Origin of the sequence: Enterococcus canis NBRC 100695, from assembly GCF_001544375.1 — a bacterium.
GTDB classification, from domain to species: domain Bacteria; phylum Bacillota; class Bacilli; order Lactobacillales; family Enterococcaceae; genus Enterococcus_H; species Enterococcus_H canis.
Genome location: NZ_BCQJ01000002.1, coordinates 36,739 through 55,218, shown reverse-complemented (window position 1 = coordinate 55,218; position 18,480 = coordinate 36,739). Strand labels below are relative to the sequence as shown.

The window sequence follows — 18,480 nt, the reverse complement described above, 5'->3', positions numbered from 1 at the left end:
CAATGTGTATGAGTACAGAAATGTTAGCAATGATTTTAGCTGGAGGGCAGGGGACCCGTTTAGGAAAGCTGACCAAGAATATTGCGAAACCAGCCGTTCCGTTTGGGGGACGTTACCGCATTATCGACTTTACTTTAAGCAACTGTGTTAACTCAGGCATCAACAATGTGGGTGTGGTCACACAGTATCAACCATTAGAATTAAACCATCATATTGGCAATGGCGCCAGCTGGGGCTTAGATGGCATTGATTCTGGTGTAACGATTTTACAACCGTATTCTAGTTCAGATGGGGAAAAATGGTTCCAGGGAACGGCCCATGCGATTTACCAAAACATTGATTATATCGATAAGATGGATCCGCAATATGTCTTGATTTTGTCTGGTGACCATATTTACAAAATGGACTATGAAGAAATGCTGCAACAGCACAAAGAAAACAATGCCTCTCTAACCGTTGCTGTTATCGAAGTTCCAATGAAGGAAGCTTCGCGTTTCGGCATTATGAATACCGACGATAGCGATCGCATTATCGAATTTGAAGAAAAACCAGCGGAACCAAAAAACAACTTGGCTTCTATGGGGATCTACATCTTCAACTGGGGACGCTTGCGCTCTGTATTACTTAACAGCTACTCAAAAGACGGACAAATGTTGGACTTTGGTAAACATGTGATTCCTTCTTATTTAGAAGCGGGTGAGAATGTCTTTGCTTATCGTTTTAGCGGCTACTGGAAAGATGTTGGGACAATCGACAGCTTATGGGAAGCGAATATGGAATTCATTGATCCTAAAATGGAGTTAGATATTCGTGATAAATCTTGGCGCATTTATTCTAAAAATACAATTACACCACCACACTTCTTAACGGAAAGTGCTGCGGTTAAGGATTCATTAGTAGTGGATGGTTGTTATGTTGCCGGAAATATTGAGCAATCAATTCTTTCCAGCAATGTACAGATTAAAGAAGGAGCGACGGTGGAAGAAAGTGTGATTATGCCGGGCGCAACTATTGGTAAAAATGTGACGATCAAGCGCGCCATTATTGGTGAAAATGCGATCGTTGGCGACAACGCAACAGTGATTGGTGAAGAAGAAATCGCTGTGGTGGGTTATTCAGAAGTGATTGGAGTGACTGTAGATGAGGACTAATAAAATGTGTGCCATTCTTGGCAATGTAAATCGCTACGAAGGGTTGCTGCCATTGACGGAAAACCGTCCCTTAGCAACATTGCCTTTTGACTGTAAATATCGGTTGATTGATTTTCCGCTTTCGAATATCGTCAATGCGAATATCCGCACGATCTTTATGGTCTTTAACGAGGGTGAAACACAATCGGTATTTGACCATATTGGCAGCGGCAAGGAATGGAATTTAGATTCGCTGCAAAATCGTTATTTTGTGTATTTTTACCAAGATTTCCTACGCAAGCTAGATAAGCAAGGGAATCCGTATGAAGCTTGTATCGATTATCTACAAAAATCAAAATCCGAATATACTGTTTTTATGTCCAACAAAATGTTGTGCAATATCGACTTACGGGCAGTACTCCAAATCCATAAAGTACAACAAAATGACATGACAATCGTCTACAAACGGATGCCGAAAGAAAAAATCTATCAAGAAGATATGATTTTAGAAATTGGCGAAGGCGGCCGCGTCAATGGGGCGCATGCTTACAATCAAAAGAGCGATACCAATGATTTAGAGAATCTTTCCATGGATATTTACATTGTTCGGACAGATTGGCTGATTGAGACCATGGAAAAAGCTCCCCAAAATGGTGATTCTTTTGTCTTACATGAATTATTGACTAGCAAAATCAATGAGGTTAAAGCCTCTACCTATGAATATACTGGCTATTTAAGCAATGTGCATGATGTGAAATCTTACTATGAGGCCAATATGGACATGCTGGATTCTGCAAAATTCAACTCATTACTTTATACAAGTCAAAAAATCTACACAAAAGTTAAGAATGAAGTGCCAACCTATTATGCACCGACTTCTGACGTGAAGAGCAGTCAATTTGCCACAGGAAGCATTATTGAAGGGCACGTGGAACGTTCCTTGATCTCTCGGAATACTCATATTGCCAAAAATGCTAAAGTAAGCAATGCGATTGTGATGCCAAATGCCCGTATCGCAGAAGATGCTCAAGTGGAATATGCCATCTTAGATAAAAATGTCGAGGTTCAAGCAGGTGTGCATATCCAAGGAACGCCAGAGGAACCATTGGTAATTGAAAAAGGAACTGTGGTGACGGAGGACCTGACGCGAGGTGTCGGCGTATGAAAATCTTATTCGCCTCCTCAGAATGCGCGCCATTTTTTAAAACCGGCGGACTAGGGGATGTCGCTGGCGCATTACCGAAAGAGTTAAGGAAAAAAGGCGAAGACATTCGTGTCGTGTTGCCTTTTCCTAAACAAATGCCGCAAAAATACCAAGAGCAATGTGAAGATATTTTAAACTTTAATGTTCAGGTAGGTTGGCGCGAACAGTATTGTGGCGTAAAACGTCTTGTTTTAGATGACGTCACCTATTACTTTTTAGATAATCTCTATTACTTTGGTGCCCGTGATAATTTATATGGCTACTATGATGATGGTGAACGCTTTGCTTGGTTCTCAATGGCGATTATTGAAATGATGGAGCGGGTTGATTTCGTTCCCGATATCGTCCATGTCAATGATTTTCATACTGCAATGGTGCCGTTTCTATTGAAAGAAAAATACCGCTGGATCAATGCTTACAAAGATATCCAAACGGTGCTCACCATCCACAATATTGAGTTTCAAGGTCAATACGCACCAGATGTCTTACCAGACCTTTTCGGCATGGGCATGGAGCGTTACTATGACGGTGCTGCTCGCTATGGCGATGGCATCAACTATCTAAAGGCGGGGATTCTTTACGCTGGCAAAGTGAATACAGTCAGCCCATCCTATGCGGCAGAGATTCAAACGCCAGAATTTGGGAAAGGCTTGGACGGTATTTTACGAACACAGCAGTATAAATTAAGCGGCATCGTCAATGGCATCGATTATGATACCAACGATCCAGAAACAGACCCATTGATTCCGGGTCATTTCTCCGCGACTGATTTAAGTGGTAAAACCGTAAATAAACGAGCGGTACAGCAGAAAATGGGCTTGCCGGAAAATCCCGATATCCCTCTGTTAGCAATCGTTAGCCGTCTGACTTATCAAAAGGGCTTCCACTTAGTTTTGGCTGAAATGGAAAATTTATTACAGCATAATGTGCAGCTCGTTCTTTTAGGCACAGGGGACCCCAATTTTGAAAATAGTTTCCGCTATTTTGCCGAGAAGTATCCGGATAAATTTTCCGCAAGTATTTCCTTTGATGTTGGTTTAGCGCAACTATTTTATGCAGGCGCTGATTTATTCTTGATGCCGTCTGCCTTTGAACCATGTGGTTTGTCTCAAATGATTTCGATGCGTTACGGCACATTGCCAGTTGTTCATGAGATCGGCGGCTTAAAAGACACGGTTATTCCTTTCAATCCATTGACTCACGAAGGAACTGGTTTTGGTTTTGCGCAGTTCGATTCCTATTATCTAATGGACGCAATTGAAAAGGCACTGCGTTTCTATTGGCACGACCGCTCTGGCTGGCAGGAAATGCAGCAGCGAGCAATGGAAAAAGATTTTAGCTGGACCACTTCTAGCGAACAATATTTAACTTTATATCAACAGTTGGTTTAAAAAAAGAGGAGGGAGTGGCCAAACATTGACCACTCCTTTGTTGTAAGGAGTAGAAGGATGAGTTTAACAGTAACCCAATTTAAAAAAGATTTTAAGAAACGACTTCATGAAAAATATGCAATCGAAGTAGAAGATGCCTCCAATGTCGAGTGGTATGGTGCCCTTGGCTCACTGGTGAAGGCCTATTATTCAAAATCATTACGAAAAACCCATAAACAATATATTGAGGAAGAAACAAAACAAGCCTACTATTTCTCGATTGAATTTTTACCGGGCAAAATGCTGAAAAGCAACCTGCTGAATCTAGGTATTTTAGACGTCGTTCGTGATGGTCTAAAAAGCATGTCTATTGAATTAGAAGATGTTATGGAAGCTGAACCAGATATGGCGCTAGGAAATGGTGGTCTTGGTAGACTAGCTTCTTGTTTTATGGACTCTGCGGCTTCTTGTGCTTTACCTGTGCATGGCAACGGAATTCGTTATGACTACGGCTTGTTCAAACAGCGCTTCGTGGATGGCTACCAAGTTGAACTACCAGATAGCTGGCTACAAGGCGGCAATCCATGGGAAGTCCGCCGGGAAAACAAAGCAGTGGAAGTCCGCATGGGCGGAACGATTGCATTAGTTCCTGACAATAGCGGCAATTTGATTCCTCGTTACTATAATGCCAAAGTCTTGCGGGCGATTCCTTATGATACTCATATGGTGGGCTATGAAAATGGTGTCGTCAACAATCTGCGTCTTTGGTCGGTTGAGATTCCCGTGACGGAGGAAGGAAACTATCTAACTTTAGAGGAACGCCAAGAAGTAGAAAACATCACGGCAGTTCTTTACCCAGATGATTCTAACTATGATGGTCGACAGCTGCGTCTGAAACAAGAATACTTCTTTGTTTCTGCTGGATTACAAAGTATCGTAAATTATTATTTACGCTCAGGCCAAGCAATCGAAGAACTACCCGAAAAAGTAGCGGTACATATCAATGATACCCACCCAGCCATGTGTGTCCCTGAATTGATGCGGATTCTTCTTGATGAGGCTCATTTGAGTTGGGAAAAAGCGTGGAACATTACCGTAAAAGTCATGAGCTATACTAACCACACATTGATGGCGGAGGCTTTGGAAAAATGGCCAACGCAAATGGTAGAAGAAATCGTACCTCGAATTTATCAAATCATTCAAGAAATCGACCGACGCTTTGTCGCAGATGTCTCTGAGCAGGTGGGCTGTGATATTGCTAACCGAACGCGGATCATTCAAAATGATCATGTTCATATGGCACATTTAGCCATCATCGGCTCACATAGTACTAATGGGGTAGCCAAGATTCACTCTGATTTGTTGAAAAATGTTGTCCTACATGATTTCTATTTACTTTATCCGGAACGCTTTAATAATAAAACTAATGGCATTGCGGAACGTCGTTGGCTGCAGCTTTCTAATGAAGAACTGTCAGGTGTACTAGATGAAACTATCGGCAAAACCTGGCGTAAAGATCCCGGCGCATTGAAGCTTTTAGAAGCCTATCGCAAAGATAAAAAAGTCTTGAAGAAGATTGCGCAAGCAAAACAGCATAATAAGAAAAATCTAGCAGCCTTTATCAAACAGGAATATGACATTGAAGTTAGCAGTGATGCGATTTTTGATGTTCAAATCAAGCGTCTCCATGCTTATAAGCGTCAACTATTAAACCTGTTGCACATCGTTAAATTATATCTAGACTTAAAAGAGAATCCAGATCGTCATGAGCAAGCGCGTGTCTTCATCTTTGGCGCTAAAGCTGCACCAAGTTATGATTACGCTAAAACCATCATTAAGTGTATCAATGAAGTAGCTGCTATGGTGAATCACGATCCAGACATCAAAGGAAAGCTGAAAATTGCTTTCTTGCCAAACTACAATGTTTCCTTAGCAGAAAAAATTATTCCAGCTGCCGACGTTAGTGAACAAATTTCCTTAGCATCCAAAGAAGCCTCGGGGACTAGTAATATGAAATTGATGCTAAATGGTGCGGTTACCTTGGCAACCTTGGATGGGGCGAATATTGAGATCAAGGATGCGGTTGGAGAAGAGAATATCGTGATCTTTGGCTTAACGACAGAAGAGGTCTATCAATATTATCGTAACAATAATTACAATGCTCGCGAAATTTATGAAAACGATCCAACTATCCATCGAGTACTGAATGCCTTTATTGATGGCACAATTCCAAACATCAGTCGCGAAGGCCAAGAAATTTTTGATTCATTAGTAAAATATAATGATGAATATTTCACACTGCGAGACTTTAATGATTATGTTAAAGGCCAAGAAACGATTGCGGCGGCTTATCAAGATACAGAACGTTGGGGCGAAATGTGCTTAATGAATATTGCCAATGCAGGTCGTTTCTCAGCTGACCAAACTGTGGAACGCTACGCTGAGGATATTTGGCACATTGAAGCGGTGGCAACGGAGGAGTGATAGGATGCCAATCAACTACAACTCTTGGGAACGCGGCTATAAGCATCCTTTCGGCGCTATTCGGCAAAATAAACGAGGCACCTTCACAATTGACGCACCTTACGAGCATGTGAAGGAAGTCCGCTTTATCATTCGGAAAGAGGGCGGCGAACGGGGGGTTGAATCTTATCCCATGACAGAAGTCGAGCCGGGACGTTATAGCTTTACCTATATTTTCAATCAAGGAGAAGGTTTATATTTTTACTATTTTAAAATCTCTCAGGAAGAAAATGGCGGAGTCTATACACAATATTACGGCTCGAAGGATGGTCGGGGTGGCCAAGGCCGGGTCTATTCAGAAGAAAAAGCCGTGGTCTCTTATCAAGTTACTTGCTTTTCACAGTCAGAGGCAGCACCAGAATGGTACCGAGAAGCAGTGGTTTATCAAATCTTTCCCGACCGCTTTTATAATGGGGATCCCTTTGATCGGGTCTTAAATCCAAAACCCAATACTTTTCTCTATGGAAATCGTCAAGATGAGCCTTACTATGTGAAGGACGCTAAAGGAGAAATTGTTCGCTGGGACTTTCACGGAGGGAATTTGGAAGGAATCATCAAAAAAATTCCCTATTTAAAAAAATTAGGGATCACATGCCTCTACTTGAATCCGATTTTCGAAGCACGCAGTAATCATCGCTATGATACAGCTGATTATTTTGAGATCGATCCAGTTCTTGGGGATAAGGAAATGTTCCGTGAGCTTGTTGCGCGTTTGCACCAAGAAGGGATTGCGGTGATTTTGGATGGTGTCTTCAGCCACGTCGGTAAAAATAGTCGCTATTTCAATTTTGATGGCGAGTACGGCCAGCATGAGGGGGCTTATCGGGATCCCGAAAGTCCTTACCGCTCGTGGTTCAAGTTTGATCATTACCCAACTGAGTACAAGTCTTGGTGGGGGGTCACTGATTTACCCGAAGTGGATAAATACAATCCCAATTTTCAAGAGTTTATCTACGGAAAAGACGGTGTGATCGATTACTGGTCTGATTTTCAAATCGACGGTTGGCGTCTCGATGTGGCTGATGAACTACCCGATGCATTTATAGCAGGGATTCGTCAGCGCTTGGAGCAGCAGCCTGGGAAAATCTTAATCGGTGAAGTATGGGAAGATGCTTCTAAAAAAATTGCTTATGATGAGCGGCGCAGCTATATTTTAGGCAAAAAATTGCAGGGCGTTATGAACTATCCTTTCCGAGAAACGATTTTGGCGATTTTGCAAAAAAACGCTACTCAAACGGCGGCAGAAGAGTTGACAACGTTACAAGAGAACTACCCAAAGGAAGTCTTCTACAATAATTTGAATAATATCGGGTCTCATGATACAGAGCGCATTTTAACGATGGTGGATAACAATACTGCTAAAGTCAATCTAGCAGTTGGCTTAATGTGCATGTTGCCGGGAATACCGTGTATCTATTATGGCGATGAAGCCGGTCTAACAGGCGGTAAAGACCCTATGAACCGCAAGTTTTATCCGTGGGATCATGAGGATCATACTATCATGAAGGATGTCGAAAAGTGGATCAAAGTTCGTAAAGAAAATCCAATTTTGCAGTATGGTGATTTTATTCCTTTCTATACAGATACGCTCTTTGGTATTTTCCGCTTCATGGATTATGGCTATGTCTTATACGTGGTAAATCCAACGGGACAAGAACAAGTGCTGAAAACGGCCCAACTACGGAGCACGCGACCATTACCGTTACCAGAAGATAAGCTGCAGCAACTGCTGGATGGCGCGGGAATCAAAGCCTATGACGGGTATTTCTTATCTGAGAAAATCGATATTATGTTCTAACTGTCAAATGAACCTTGGGAGCGGATTCGCAACCAAGGTTTTTCTATATCTTGGAGAAAGAAAGGGAACCTCGCTTTTTTCTCATGTGGAATTGTGCTAGAATAAAAGAAAAATCTGGTAAAGGATTGAACATTATGGGCAATACTCCCAATGTAAAACGCAAGCATTTCCGTTTTCCGGCATATGATGACGAAAGCGGCGTAAAACTAACAACTGAACCGGCGCGTGTTCTTTTTGAACATGACGACGTTATTCCTAAACAAGCAACCGCCAAACAAGGCGCATCTAAAAAGAATGATTACATTCCCGCAAGTAAACGGAATGTGAATTATCAGGAGGAGTTGTCTGATCATAGACAGCATTTGCCTGAGTATAAAAGTATTAGTGAAAAGAGACGTTCGGGAATTACGGACACACCTAAGAAAAAGCAGCTTTTTGGCGCTAAAAATGTCAAAGTTCATACAACGCCAGCGCGAACTACCACCACTAGTCGCAGTTATCAAGCACCTAGCCGTTCTTATTTCCGTCCTAAGTATATTCCAGCCTCTATTATCCCAGATGAGCAGGAACCTACCTTTACGGATGAAGAACTAATGACTTCTATGCAAAAGCAGCAGTCTGCTTATTTGTTGTTCGACGATTCTGAGGCGGCTTTTCAAGTCAAACAAGAAGGCGATCCAACGGTCAAAAAATTCAATCATCCCGGGACAGGCGAGATACCAGTAACACGTCGTCAGTATCAACAAATCAAGCCTGAAGTGGGCCGTTTTGAGGATTCTGATAATCTGCCTCGTTCTCGCAAAGCCTTTAAGCAGGCTAAGGAGAACGCTCGTGGAGAAACTGCCTATGGTAAAAAACAGGCAGACAAAGGCCGTCAGATTCTTGATCGTTCTTTAAGTGGGATCATGGAAGATGAGCAGGTCCCTCTGGATGACAATAAGTATTTTCAATAAATGAACGTTCCCTGCCTGGCAAAATGGCAGGGAAGTTTTTGTTGCCAAAAAGGGCATTTTATATCATAATGGAACATGTTGTTGAAACATCTTTCGAAAAACGTAGTATTTATATAGATTTTTAAGAGAAGAGGATCATCATGGAAAATCAAAAGTTATATCATTTTGTTGGGATCAAGGGCTCTGGTATGAGCTCATTAGCGCTTGTATTACATGAAAAAGGTTATCAAGTCCAAGGGTCAGATGTAGAGGACTATTTTTTCACACAACGAGATTTGGAAAAAGCCGGCATCAAACTATTGCCGTTTTCAAAAGATAATATCAAAGAAGGCATGATCGTGATTGCGGGGAATGCGTTTCCTGATACCCACGAAGAAATCGTTCGCGCCAAAGAATTAGGCTTAGACGTGATTCGTTATCATGACTTTATTGGCCAATTTATCCAACCCTTCACGAGTATCGCAGTGACTGGTTCACACGGTAAAACTAGTACAACAGGCTTACTTTCACATGTATTGAGCGGTGTGGCTCCTACTAGCTTTTTGATTGGAGATGGCACCGGACATGGTGATCCGAATGCTAAATTCTTCTCCTTTGAAGCCTGCGAATATCGTCGCCATTTCTTAGCTTATGCACCTGATTATGCCATTATGACAAATATCGATTTCGATCATCCGGATTACTATAAGAGCATTGATGACGTTTATGATGCCTTCCAATCCATGGCTGCCCAAGTTAAAAAAGGCATCTTTGCTTATGGTGATGACAAATATTTGCGCAAATTAGTCGCAAATGTGCCCATCTACTATTACGGCCTAACTGAAGAAGATGATATCCAAGCTCGGAATATCGAACGAACTACTGAAGGTTCTGCCTTTGATGTATATCATGGTGAAGATTTTGTAGGTCATTTCGTGTTACCAGCCTTTGGCCAACATAATATCTTGAATGCATTAGGTGTTATTGCAGTAGCCTATATGGAAGAGTTAGATATGAAAGAAGTGGCTGCGGAAATGTTAAGTTTCCAAGGAGTTAAACGCCGCTTTAGCGAAAAGAAAGTCGCTGACATGGTGATTGTCGACGATTACGCGCATCATCCAGCAGAAATCAAAGCGACCATTGATGGTGCTCGCCAAAAATATCCAGATAAAGAAATTATCGCCGTTTTCCAACCACATACTTTCACTCGGACGATTGCATTGATGGATGAGTTTGCAGAAGCTTTGGACTTAGCCGATGTTGTCTATCTGTGTGATATCTTTGGTTCCGCTCGTGAAAAACAAGGGGACGTGAAGATTGAAGACCTAGGCGCTAAAATCAGTAAAGGCGGTACCGTGATTTCTGAAACTAACGTATCACCACTATTGGATCATCATGATGCCGTTATGGTCTTTATGGGCGCAGGGGATGTTCAAAAATTCGAACGTGCTTACGAAAATTTATTGAGCACAACTACGCGTAACGTTTTATAAAAATAAACAGAGCAGCTACCTAAAAGGGCTAGTTGCTCTGTTTTTGTTTGTTACTTGGTTAAGATATCATCAATAGTTTTTAGTTCCTCTGACGAAAAATCTAAATGGTTTAAAGCCTTCAAATTGTCAGCTAATTGACTGACACGAGAAGCACCAATTAAAACACTGGCAATTGTCGGCTGCCGCAAATTCCAAGCTAGCGCCATTTCTGCCAATGTTTGGCCTCGGTTAACAGCCACTTGATGCAGAGCTTTTACCGTCGTCAAGGTTTCTTGCACGTTTTCCTCTGATAGGAAAGGACTATCTGCGCGGTGAGCACGAGAATCTTCTGGAATGCCGTGTAGATACCGGTCTGTCAAAAGTCCTTGAGCAAGCGGACTAAATACGATTGCCCCTAGTCCTTCTTCCGTCAATACATCGGTCAGTCCATCCTCAATCCAACGATCTAGCATGTTGTAACGTGGCTGATGGATAATAAATGGTGTCTTAGACTCTTTCAATAAAGCCGTCATCTCCGCTGTCTGTTCCGCCGAATAGTTAGATACCCCAACATATAAGGCTTTACCTTGGCGAACCAGTAAATCAAGGGCGTGGGCTGTTTCTACCATTGGTGTTTCGGGATCGGGACGATGGTGGTAAAAAATATCCACATAATCCAGGCCCATTCGTTGCAAGCTTTGATCACAACTAGCAATTAGATTTTTCTTAGAGCCCCATTCGCCATAGGGACCCGGCCACATATAATAGCCAGCTTTGCTGGAAATAATCAATTCATCGCGATAGCTCCCTAATTCTTCTCGTAAAATACGACCGAAGTTTTTTTCCGCAGATCCCGCTGGCGGACCGTAATTGTTGGCTAAATCAAAATGCGTGATTCCTTGATCGAAAGCGTAACACAATAAATCCCGCTGATTTGCTAAAGGATCCACATCGCCGAAATTGTGCCATAGACCTAACGAAAGGGCCGGTAGTTTTAAACCAGATTTGCCGACGCGTCGATAAGTCATGTTGTCGTAACGTTTTTCATTTGCTGTAAACACTTACATCACCTCGTTTCAAGCATATCATTTTCTGCATACCTTGAGTAGCCCGTTTTTTTAAGAATCCGTCTAAAGTAGGAGGGAGAAAAACTTGCCTTTTACTGGGGGTTTGGTACAATTATCTTATTAAAAATGGAGGTGTCAGCTTTTGAGTATCGGCAAACCGAGAAAAATTGGCAAAACCATCGAGGAAATAGAGGAAGGCGATTCGTTATCTTTAACGGAGTCTATTGAAGACAACCAGTTATTGTTATACTTAGGACTTACCAACGACGCAAACCCGTTATATATCCAACATGATTATGCCAAACAGACAGAATATCAAAAACCAATCGTACCATCAATCATGTTAATGGGGATCATAACGAGTGCCATCTCGAAACATTTACCGGGACCAGGATCTCATGTGGTAAACTTTTCTATCAACTTTATTGAGCCTGTTTTCCATTATGAAACGATCACGTTCCAGTTTGAAGTTATTAAGGTGGACAAACGGAAAGATGTTATCACCATTTCTGTTGAGGCGGTCAATTCGGAAGAAGACCGGGTATTGGATGCTGTGGTGATGGTCCAACCACCCATGGTGACGGCAGAACAATTGGAGGATGAAATAAATGAATAATCAAGTAAATGCACAAGCGGGCGTTAACCGCTTCTACGCTAAAATCTACGCGATTTTAGCCTTAGGTCTAGGTGCTAGTGCCGCTACGGCCTATCTAACAATCAATGTATTTCCACAACAAATTATGCACTTCGTCAGTCGTTTTCCGCTTGGTGTGATGGGACTTTGGTTGGTTGAAATTGCCTTAGTTCTGCTATTGGGCATCAAAGGACAAAAAAATCCTAGCTTGGCGGCTGCTGGTTTTGTTGCTTACTCAGTGGTGAACGGTATCGTTTTGGCTTTCACTTTAGGCTATTACAACGTTGGGGATATCACCACGGCTTTTATCGCTAGTGCCGCTACCTTCTTAGGTATGGCAGCTGTCGGTATGTTCACGAAACGCGACCTGTCGGCTTTAGGGCGAGTGATGTATGGTGCACTTATGGGCATCATCGTGGCGATGCTGTTAAACATTTTCGTATTACACAGTGGCCCAGTGGATATGTTCATTGCCATTTTGATGGTAATCGTTTTTGCCGGAATTACGGCTTACGACAACCAACGAATCCAAGCCATCTATTTACAATCAGGCGGTCAAGCTGGAACTGGTACAGCAGTCTTCTTAGCCTTACAACTTTACCTTGACTTTATCAACTTGTTCTTAGCCTTTTTACGAATCTTTGGTAAAAATAATTAAGCGAAAACAGTCTTCTGCGGAGGACTGTTTTTTTGTTTTGTTTCCAGTCTTTTCGTGTTCAATTGAACAATTTTTTTCCATTGTCTCCGCTTCTTTGTTAAAATAAGGTGACTATCGAGATGGGAGCTACTAAAATGAAGAAAAAATTATTACTTGTGGATGGCAACAGTGTGGCATTTCGGGCCTTCTTTGCGTTGCACAACTCTTTGGAAAAATTCAAAAACCGGAACGGGCTCCATACGAATGCGATTTATGCTTTTAACAACATGTTTGAAAATGTGATGGAGCGGGAGCAGCCAACCCACGTGCTAGTGGCTTTTGATGCGGGTAAAACGACTTTCCGAACAGAATTTTACAGCGAGTATAAAGCGGGACGGGCGAAAACGCCAGGCGAATTTAAAGAACAAATGCCTTATATACGGGACTTACTAACTGGGCTTGGTGTTAAGCACTATGAATTAGCTAATTATGAAGCCGATGATATTATTGGGACGTTATCTCGTAAAGTAGATCCCAACGAATTTGATGTGGTGGTGTTATCAGGAGACCGCGATTTGACCCAGCTGGCAACGGAAAATGTCAAGGTTGATATTACCGTCAAAGGAGTCAATGACATCGAAGCTTACACACCAGCTCATATTGAAGAAAAATATGGGCTAGCACCTCTGCAAATTATTGATATGAAGGGCTTGGCGGGAGATAGCTCCGATAATATTCCCGGTGTGACGAAAATCGGGGAAAAAACCGCCATCAAACTCTTGAAGGAATACGGTTCAGTCGAAGGTGTCTATGAGCATATTGACGAGATGAAGGCTTCTAAGATGAAAGAAAATCTGATAAATGATAAAGAGCAGGCTTTCTTGTCGAAGCGCTTAGCGACGATTGATTTAGATGCACCAGTGGAAATCAAAGTGGAAGACTTGGTTTATCATGGCAAGGATTTAGATAAACTGATTCCTTTCTATCAGGAAATGGATTTTCAGTCCTTCTTGAAAAAAATTGCACCAGACGAACCGGCGCCTGAGCTGGAAAAAGTTGAGTACAACGTGCCTGAAACAATCACTAATGATTTATTTAAAGATGCCTCCGCTCTTTATGTGGAAATGTTAGAGGATAACTACCATACGTCACCAATTGTAGGGCTTGCCTGGGGCAGCGCGACTAACGTTTATGTAACGGAGGATTTGTCGATCTTAACGGAACCAGCCTTTCAAGAATGGCTAGCTTCGGATCGGCGCAAGATCGTCTTTGATGCCAAGCGGACTTATGTTAGCTTGAAAAAACGGCTAGATAATGTGGAGGGTATTCAATTTGATGTCTTGTTAGCTGCCTATTTATTAAATAAGGCCGACAATAAATCTGACATTCAGCAAATTGCCCAGCAATATGACTATACAGAAGTGGCTTCAGATGAAGTCGTGTATGGTAAAGGCGCTAAAAAAGGCTTACCAGAAGATCGAACACTGTTCTTCGACCATTTGGCCCGTAAAATCCAGGCAATCCAGTTTTTAAGTGAAAAGTTGGATGCGGAGTTGGAAGAAAATGGCGAGACTGAACTGTTCTATCAAATGGAACTTCCTTTATCTCGAGTACTAGGTGATATGGAGTTGGCGGGCATCAAAGTGAATGCTGCCACTTTAGAAGAAATGAAAGGCGAATTTTCAGAACGGCTGCATGAAATCGAGGAAAAAATTTATGCTGAGGCGGGGGAAGAATTCAATCTGAATTCACCTAAGCAGCTGGGCGTTATTTTGTTTGAAAAAATGGGCCTACCGGTTATCAAAAAAACCAAAACGGGTTATTCGACCGCAGTAGATGTTCTTGAGCAATTACGGGAACAAGCCCCGATTGTTGATGACATTTTGAATTATCGTCAAATTGCCAAGATTCAATCAACCTATGTGGAAGGATTGCTAAAGGTAATCCAAGAGGATGGCAAAGTCCATACCCGTTATTTGCAAACTTTAACCCAGACTGGACGTTTGAGTTCAGTGGATCCTAACTTGCAAAATATTCCGATTCGTTTGGAAGAAGGGCGCAAAATCCGGAAAGCCTTTGTGCCACGGGAAGCTGATTGGCTGATTTACTCCTCCGACTATTCGCAAATCGAGTTGCGGGTACTGGCTCATATTTCAGATGATGAACATTTGAAAGAGGCCTTTTTGGAAGGACAAGACATCCATGCCAGCACAGCAATGCGGGTCTTTGGCTTACAAAGTGCTGATGAAGTAACGCCTAATATGCGTCGTCAAGCGAAAGCGGTCAATTTCGGGATTGTCTATGGTATTAGTGATTACGGACTTTCACAAAATTTAGGCATTACCCGTAAGCAAGCGCAACAATATATCGACACGTATTTTGAAAAATACCCTGGGGTAAAACGCTATATGGAAGAAATCGCGCGGGACGCTAAGGATAAAGGCTATGTTGAAACACTTTATCATCGTCGCCGGATTTTGCCGGATATCAATTCCCGCAATTTCAATCTGCGCTCATTTGCAGAACGGACGGCCATCAATACCCCAATTCAAGGCACGGCAGCGGATATCATCAAGATTGCCATGATTGACATGAAAAAACGTTTAGACGAGGCCGATTTAAAAGCGACCATGCTACTGCAAGTACATGATGAATTAGTTTTTGAAGTACCACAAGATGAGTTGGCGGAGTTGGACAAGCTAGTGAAGGAAGTTATGGAGAATGCGGTGGCGCTGCATGTACCGCTGATTACAGATAGCAGTTACGGTCCAACTTGGTATGATGCCAAATAGACCAATCATAAAATGGGAATAAATGGAATGAGAAGTGAGGCGAAATAGATGCCAGAATTACCTGAGGTTGAAACGGTCCGCAAAGGCTTGGAACAACTGGTAGTGGGGAAAACAATCGCGGAAGTCAATGTCTTTTGGGGCAAAATCATAGAACAGCCAGAAGTTGATGTCTTTCGCCACCAACTAATTGGTGAAACCATTACTGGTGTGCAACGGCGCGGCAAGTTTCTAATTTTCAAGCTGACCCATTGGGATTTGATTTCTCATCTCCGAATGGAAGGCAAATATGAATTTCATCAACAATCGGATCCGTTGGCGAAACATACCCATGTGACATTTAGTTTTACTGATGGCAGTCAGCTGCGCTATTTAGATGTCCGTAAATTTGGTCGGATGACATTAGTAGCAAAAGATCAGTCTGCCAACTACCGCGGTATTTTACAGCTGGGGCCGGAACCTGTCGTAACTGATTTTCATTTAGTTGATTTTCAAGCAGGCCTGAAAAAGCATCATAAAGCGATTAAGCCACTATTACTTGATCAAAAATTAGTTACAGGCTTAGGCAATATTTATGTTGATGAAGCCTTGTGGGAGGCGGAGATTCATCCAGAACAGCCGGCTGACACGTTGTCTGAAAAAGAAGTCAAAAAATTGTATAGTGCCATTATTGACGTCTTAGCTAGAGCCGTTGAAGCCGGTGGTACGACGATCCGCACCTATCTAAATGCCCTAGGAGAAGCCGGTAAATTCCAACTATCTTTAAATGTATACGGGCAGACGGGCAATCCCTGTCCTCGTTGCGGCACACCGATTCAAAAGATTAAGGTAGCGCAACGGGGAACGCATTTTTGTCCTAACTGTCAGCGATTGAAGGTGCCAAAATGACAAAGATTTTAGGTTTGACCGGCGGCATTGCCACAGGCAAATCGACGGTTTCAAAGATTTTTGCGAAGCATGACATTCCCATTGTGGATGGCGACATCATTGCCCGGGAAATCGTAGAACCAGGCAAGCCTGCCTTGGCGGCCTTAGTCCAAGCTTTTGGTGAGGGTATTTTACAGACTGATGGTAGTCTCGACCGCAAGCAACTGGGAAATATCGTTTTTCATGACGATCAGAAGCGCCAGTTAATGAATCAGACACTGAACCAGTATCTGCGGCAAGCCATCAATCAGGCTATTGCCAATCAAGTGGCGCAACAAGTGCCATTAGTGGTGGTAGATCTGCCTTTAATGTATGAGGGCCATTATGATCGTTATATGGATGAAGTGATGGTGGTCTATGTACCAGAAGCCGTTCAACAAGAAAGGTTACAGGTACGGGACCAGCTTAGCCGAGAAGAAGCGGCAAAACGCATCAATAGTCAAATGCCGATTGAAGAAAAAAAAGCTCGCGCAGATTGGGTCATTGACAACCAAGGTACGCGGGAGGAAACAAAGTTCCAAGTAGAAAACTGGTTAAAAACAAAAACAGCGGTAGAGCCTTCTTAATAGAGGCTCGCCGCTGTTTTACTTAGCTATAAGGAATGGTTTCGAAAATACCACCGTAATACTGATACTTATCATATAAAGGACCGTAGACGCCTTCCAAAGAAGTGAAGGTGTAGCCTTTTTTGTGCAGGCTATCAATCAGTTCGCCAACGGAATCAACGGATTCTTGATGAATATCATGCAATAAGATGACAGAGCGGTCATCAATTGTGTCGTTGACTTGTTTGACGATTTTTTTTACATTGCGTGATGCCCAGTCCTCAGAATCGACATCCCAATGGATAATGGGAAGGTCAATAGCGGCAACCGTACTTTCTACAACAGAACCATAGGGTGGGCGCATAGCAACTGGCAGTTTTCCGGTTGCGTCGTAGAGAATTTTATCTGTGCGTGCTAATTGATCGCGAACTTGCTCAGCCGAAAGAGTCGCAAGATCAGGATGGTCATAGGAATGGTTGGCGATAGCGTGCCCTGCATCGGCGACCTTTTTAGCTGTTTCTGGGAAAGCCTCCGCCGAGCGTCCCAACATAAAGAACGTGGCATGGACTTGTTTTTCCTCCAACGTTTTTAATAGTTGCGTAGTGGTATCTGGATTAGGCCCATCATCAAAAGTTAAAGCAACTACTTTTTTTGGCTGTTTTGCTTGGACAAAATCGGGTTCTAAATAAGGCGCTAACGTGTTAAGGTCTAAAGCAACAGCCTTATCAAAGCCTGGTAGCTTTAATTGAATATCTTCCGGGTGAAAGGCGGCAGTTTCTACGTCTGCTAGTTTTGGCGCGGACAGCTGTCGTGCCTCCTCGTAAGAAAGCTGTTGACTATCCAAAAGGGCTTGCTTCAAATAACGAAATCCCGCAGCAAAGGTCTGCTGATCAGGGAAAATTTCTGCTGGTGTTGGTACTTTGCCAGTTTTTTTGCTGACATAGCGTCCTTCAATAGCAGGAATAGGTTGCTCATTCAGCTTTTCTGTGCCCTCGTCCCATTGATAAGCAACGATTTTGGGTTGTAATTTTTTAAATTTGTCAGAATCCTGCCGATCAATCCACCCTACAACGAGTCCTTGAGAGAAATCAGCGGCTTGCTGCGCGGTTTCGGTTAGCGTTTGATTCAGCTCTTCATCATTAGGATCAAGGTAGAGTAAAGAGTCAATGTTACCATCTTGAGCGGTTTGTTCTTCTAAGCCATCAGTCGCGATGTTTGTAAGAGCCTCTTCTTTTGCCGCAGCGAGGGCCTGTTGGTAAACTTTGGCTTTTCGTTCTTCCTCAGCACGTTGCGCCTTCACTTCTTCTTGTTGACTGTAAACATAATAGCCGCCACCTAATGCTGCAGCGATTAAAAGAATCCCGGTAGGTAAATACCACCAGTGCCGTTTGCGTCGTTGTCGCTTTCGTCGTGCGGCCCGGCTGGTGATAGGTTCGTCTCTCATGCAGTTGC

At 42.7% G+C, this 18,480-nt stretch carries 14 protein-coding genes; 12 read left to right on the top strand and 2 right to left on the bottom strand.

Going from position 1 to position 18,480, the window contains the following annotated elements; translation table 11 throughout:
• The first annotated feature begins 8 nt into the window (after positions 1–8).
• The 7 genes from ECA01S_RS03630 to murC all read left to right on the top strand — a co-directional run bounded on the left by ECA01S_RS03630 (position 9) and on the right by murC (position 10,450).
• The gene (locus ECA01S_RS03630; RefSeq protein ID WP_067391270.1) at positions 9–1,151 is read left to right on the top strand and encodes a glucose-1-phosphate adenylyltransferase; all 1,143 of its coding nucleotides are present in this window, start codon (positions 9–11) and stop codon (positions 1,149–1,151) included.
• Positions 1,141–2,295, top strand: a complete 1,155-nt coding sequence (gene glgD, locus ECA01S_RS03625; RefSeq protein WP_067391267.1) for a glucose-1-phosphate adenylyltransferase subunit GlgD — start codon at positions 1,141–1,143, stop codon at positions 2,293–2,295. Before ECA01S_RS03630 ends, glgD begins: the two co-directional genes overlap by 11 nt.
• The gene (glgA, locus tag ECA01S_RS03620; RefSeq protein ID WP_067391264.1) at positions 2,292–3,725 is read left to right on the top strand and encodes a glycogen synthase GlgA; all 1,434 of its coding nucleotides are present in this window, start codon (positions 2,292–2,294) and stop codon (positions 3,723–3,725) included. Before glgD ends, glgA begins: the two co-directional genes overlap by 4 nt.
• A gap of 57 nt (positions 3,726–3,782) precedes the next feature.
• The gene (locus tag ECA01S_RS03615) at positions 3,783–6,188 is read left to right on the top strand and encodes a glycogen/starch/alpha-glucan phosphorylase (protein WP_067391261.1); all 2,406 of its coding nucleotides are present in this window, start codon (positions 3,783–3,785) and stop codon (positions 6,186–6,188) included.
• 4 nt (positions 6,189–6,192) lie between these two features.
• Entirely contained in the window at positions 6,193–8,025 is a 1,833-nt protein-coding gene (locus tag ECA01S_RS03610) for a glycoside hydrolase family 13 protein (protein WP_067391258.1), read from the top strand.
• 83 nt (positions 8,026–8,108) lie between these two features.
• The gene (locus ECA01S_RS03605) at positions 8,109–8,978 is read left to right on the top strand and encodes a hypothetical protein (protein ID WP_306304203.1); all 870 of its coding nucleotides are present in this window, start codon (positions 8,109–8,111) and stop codon (positions 8,976–8,978) included.
• 140 nt (positions 8,979–9,118) lie between these two features.
• On the top strand, positions 9,119–10,450 hold the full coding sequence (gene murC / locus ECA01S_RS03600) for a UDP-N-acetylmuramate--L-alanine ligase (protein WP_067391253.1): 1,332 nt from the start codon (positions 9,119–9,121) through the stop codon (positions 10,448–10,450).
• Between the two features lie 50 nt (positions 10,451–10,500).
• On the opposite strand, the gene mgrA is transcribed toward murC, so the two are convergent.
• Positions 10,501–11,490, bottom strand: a complete 990-nt coding sequence (mgrA, locus tag ECA01S_RS03595) for an L-glyceraldehyde 3-phosphate reductase (RefSeq protein WP_067391251.1) — start codon at positions 11,488–11,490, stop codon at positions 10,501–10,503.
• A 148-nt stretch (positions 11,491–11,638) separates the two neighbouring features.
• On the opposite strand from mgrA, the gene ECA01S_RS03590 reads away from it, so the two are divergent.
• The 5 genes from ECA01S_RS03590 (at position 11,639) to coaE (ending at position 17,049) form a co-directional block, all read left to right on the top strand.
• Entirely contained in the window at positions 11,639–12,112 is a 474-nt protein-coding gene (locus ECA01S_RS03590) for a MaoC/PaaZ C-terminal domain-containing protein (protein WP_067391249.1), read from the top strand.
• Positions 12,105–12,788, top strand: coding sequence for a Bax inhibitor-1/YccA family protein (locus ECA01S_RS03585; protein ID WP_067391246.1), 684 nt, complete (start codon positions 12,105–12,107; stop codon positions 12,786–12,788). The genes ECA01S_RS03590 and ECA01S_RS03585 overlap by 8 nt, the downstream gene beginning before the upstream one ends.
• Before the next feature lie 134 nt (positions 12,789–12,922).
• A complete protein-coding gene (gene polA / locus ECA01S_RS03580) occupies positions 12,923–15,559 on the top strand; it encodes a DNA polymerase I (protein ID WP_067392226.1) in 2,637 nt (878 codons plus the stop codon).
• A 48-nt stretch (positions 15,560–15,607) separates the two neighbouring features.
• Positions 15,608–16,444, top strand: coding sequence for a DNA-formamidopyrimidine glycosylase (gene mutM, locus ECA01S_RS03575; protein ID WP_067391243.1), 837 nt, complete (start codon positions 15,608–15,610; stop codon positions 16,442–16,444).
• Positions 16,441–17,049 (top strand): dephospho-CoA kinase, encoded by a 609-nt coding sequence (gene coaE / locus ECA01S_RS03570; protein ID WP_067391240.1) that lies wholly within the window; start codon positions 16,441–16,443, stop codon positions 17,047–17,049. The genes mutM and coaE overlap by 4 nt, the downstream gene beginning before the upstream one ends.
• A gap of 22 nt (positions 17,050–17,071) precedes the next feature.
• Here the strand turns inward: coaE and ECA01S_RS03565 are convergent, their stop codons facing one another.
• Positions 17,072–18,472: a polysaccharide deacetylase family protein gene (locus ECA01S_RS03565; protein ID WP_067391236.1), complete on the bottom strand. Its 1,401-nt coding sequence runs from the start codon at positions 18,470–18,472 to the stop codon at positions 17,072–17,074.
• Positions 18,473–18,480 lie beyond the last annotated feature (8 nt).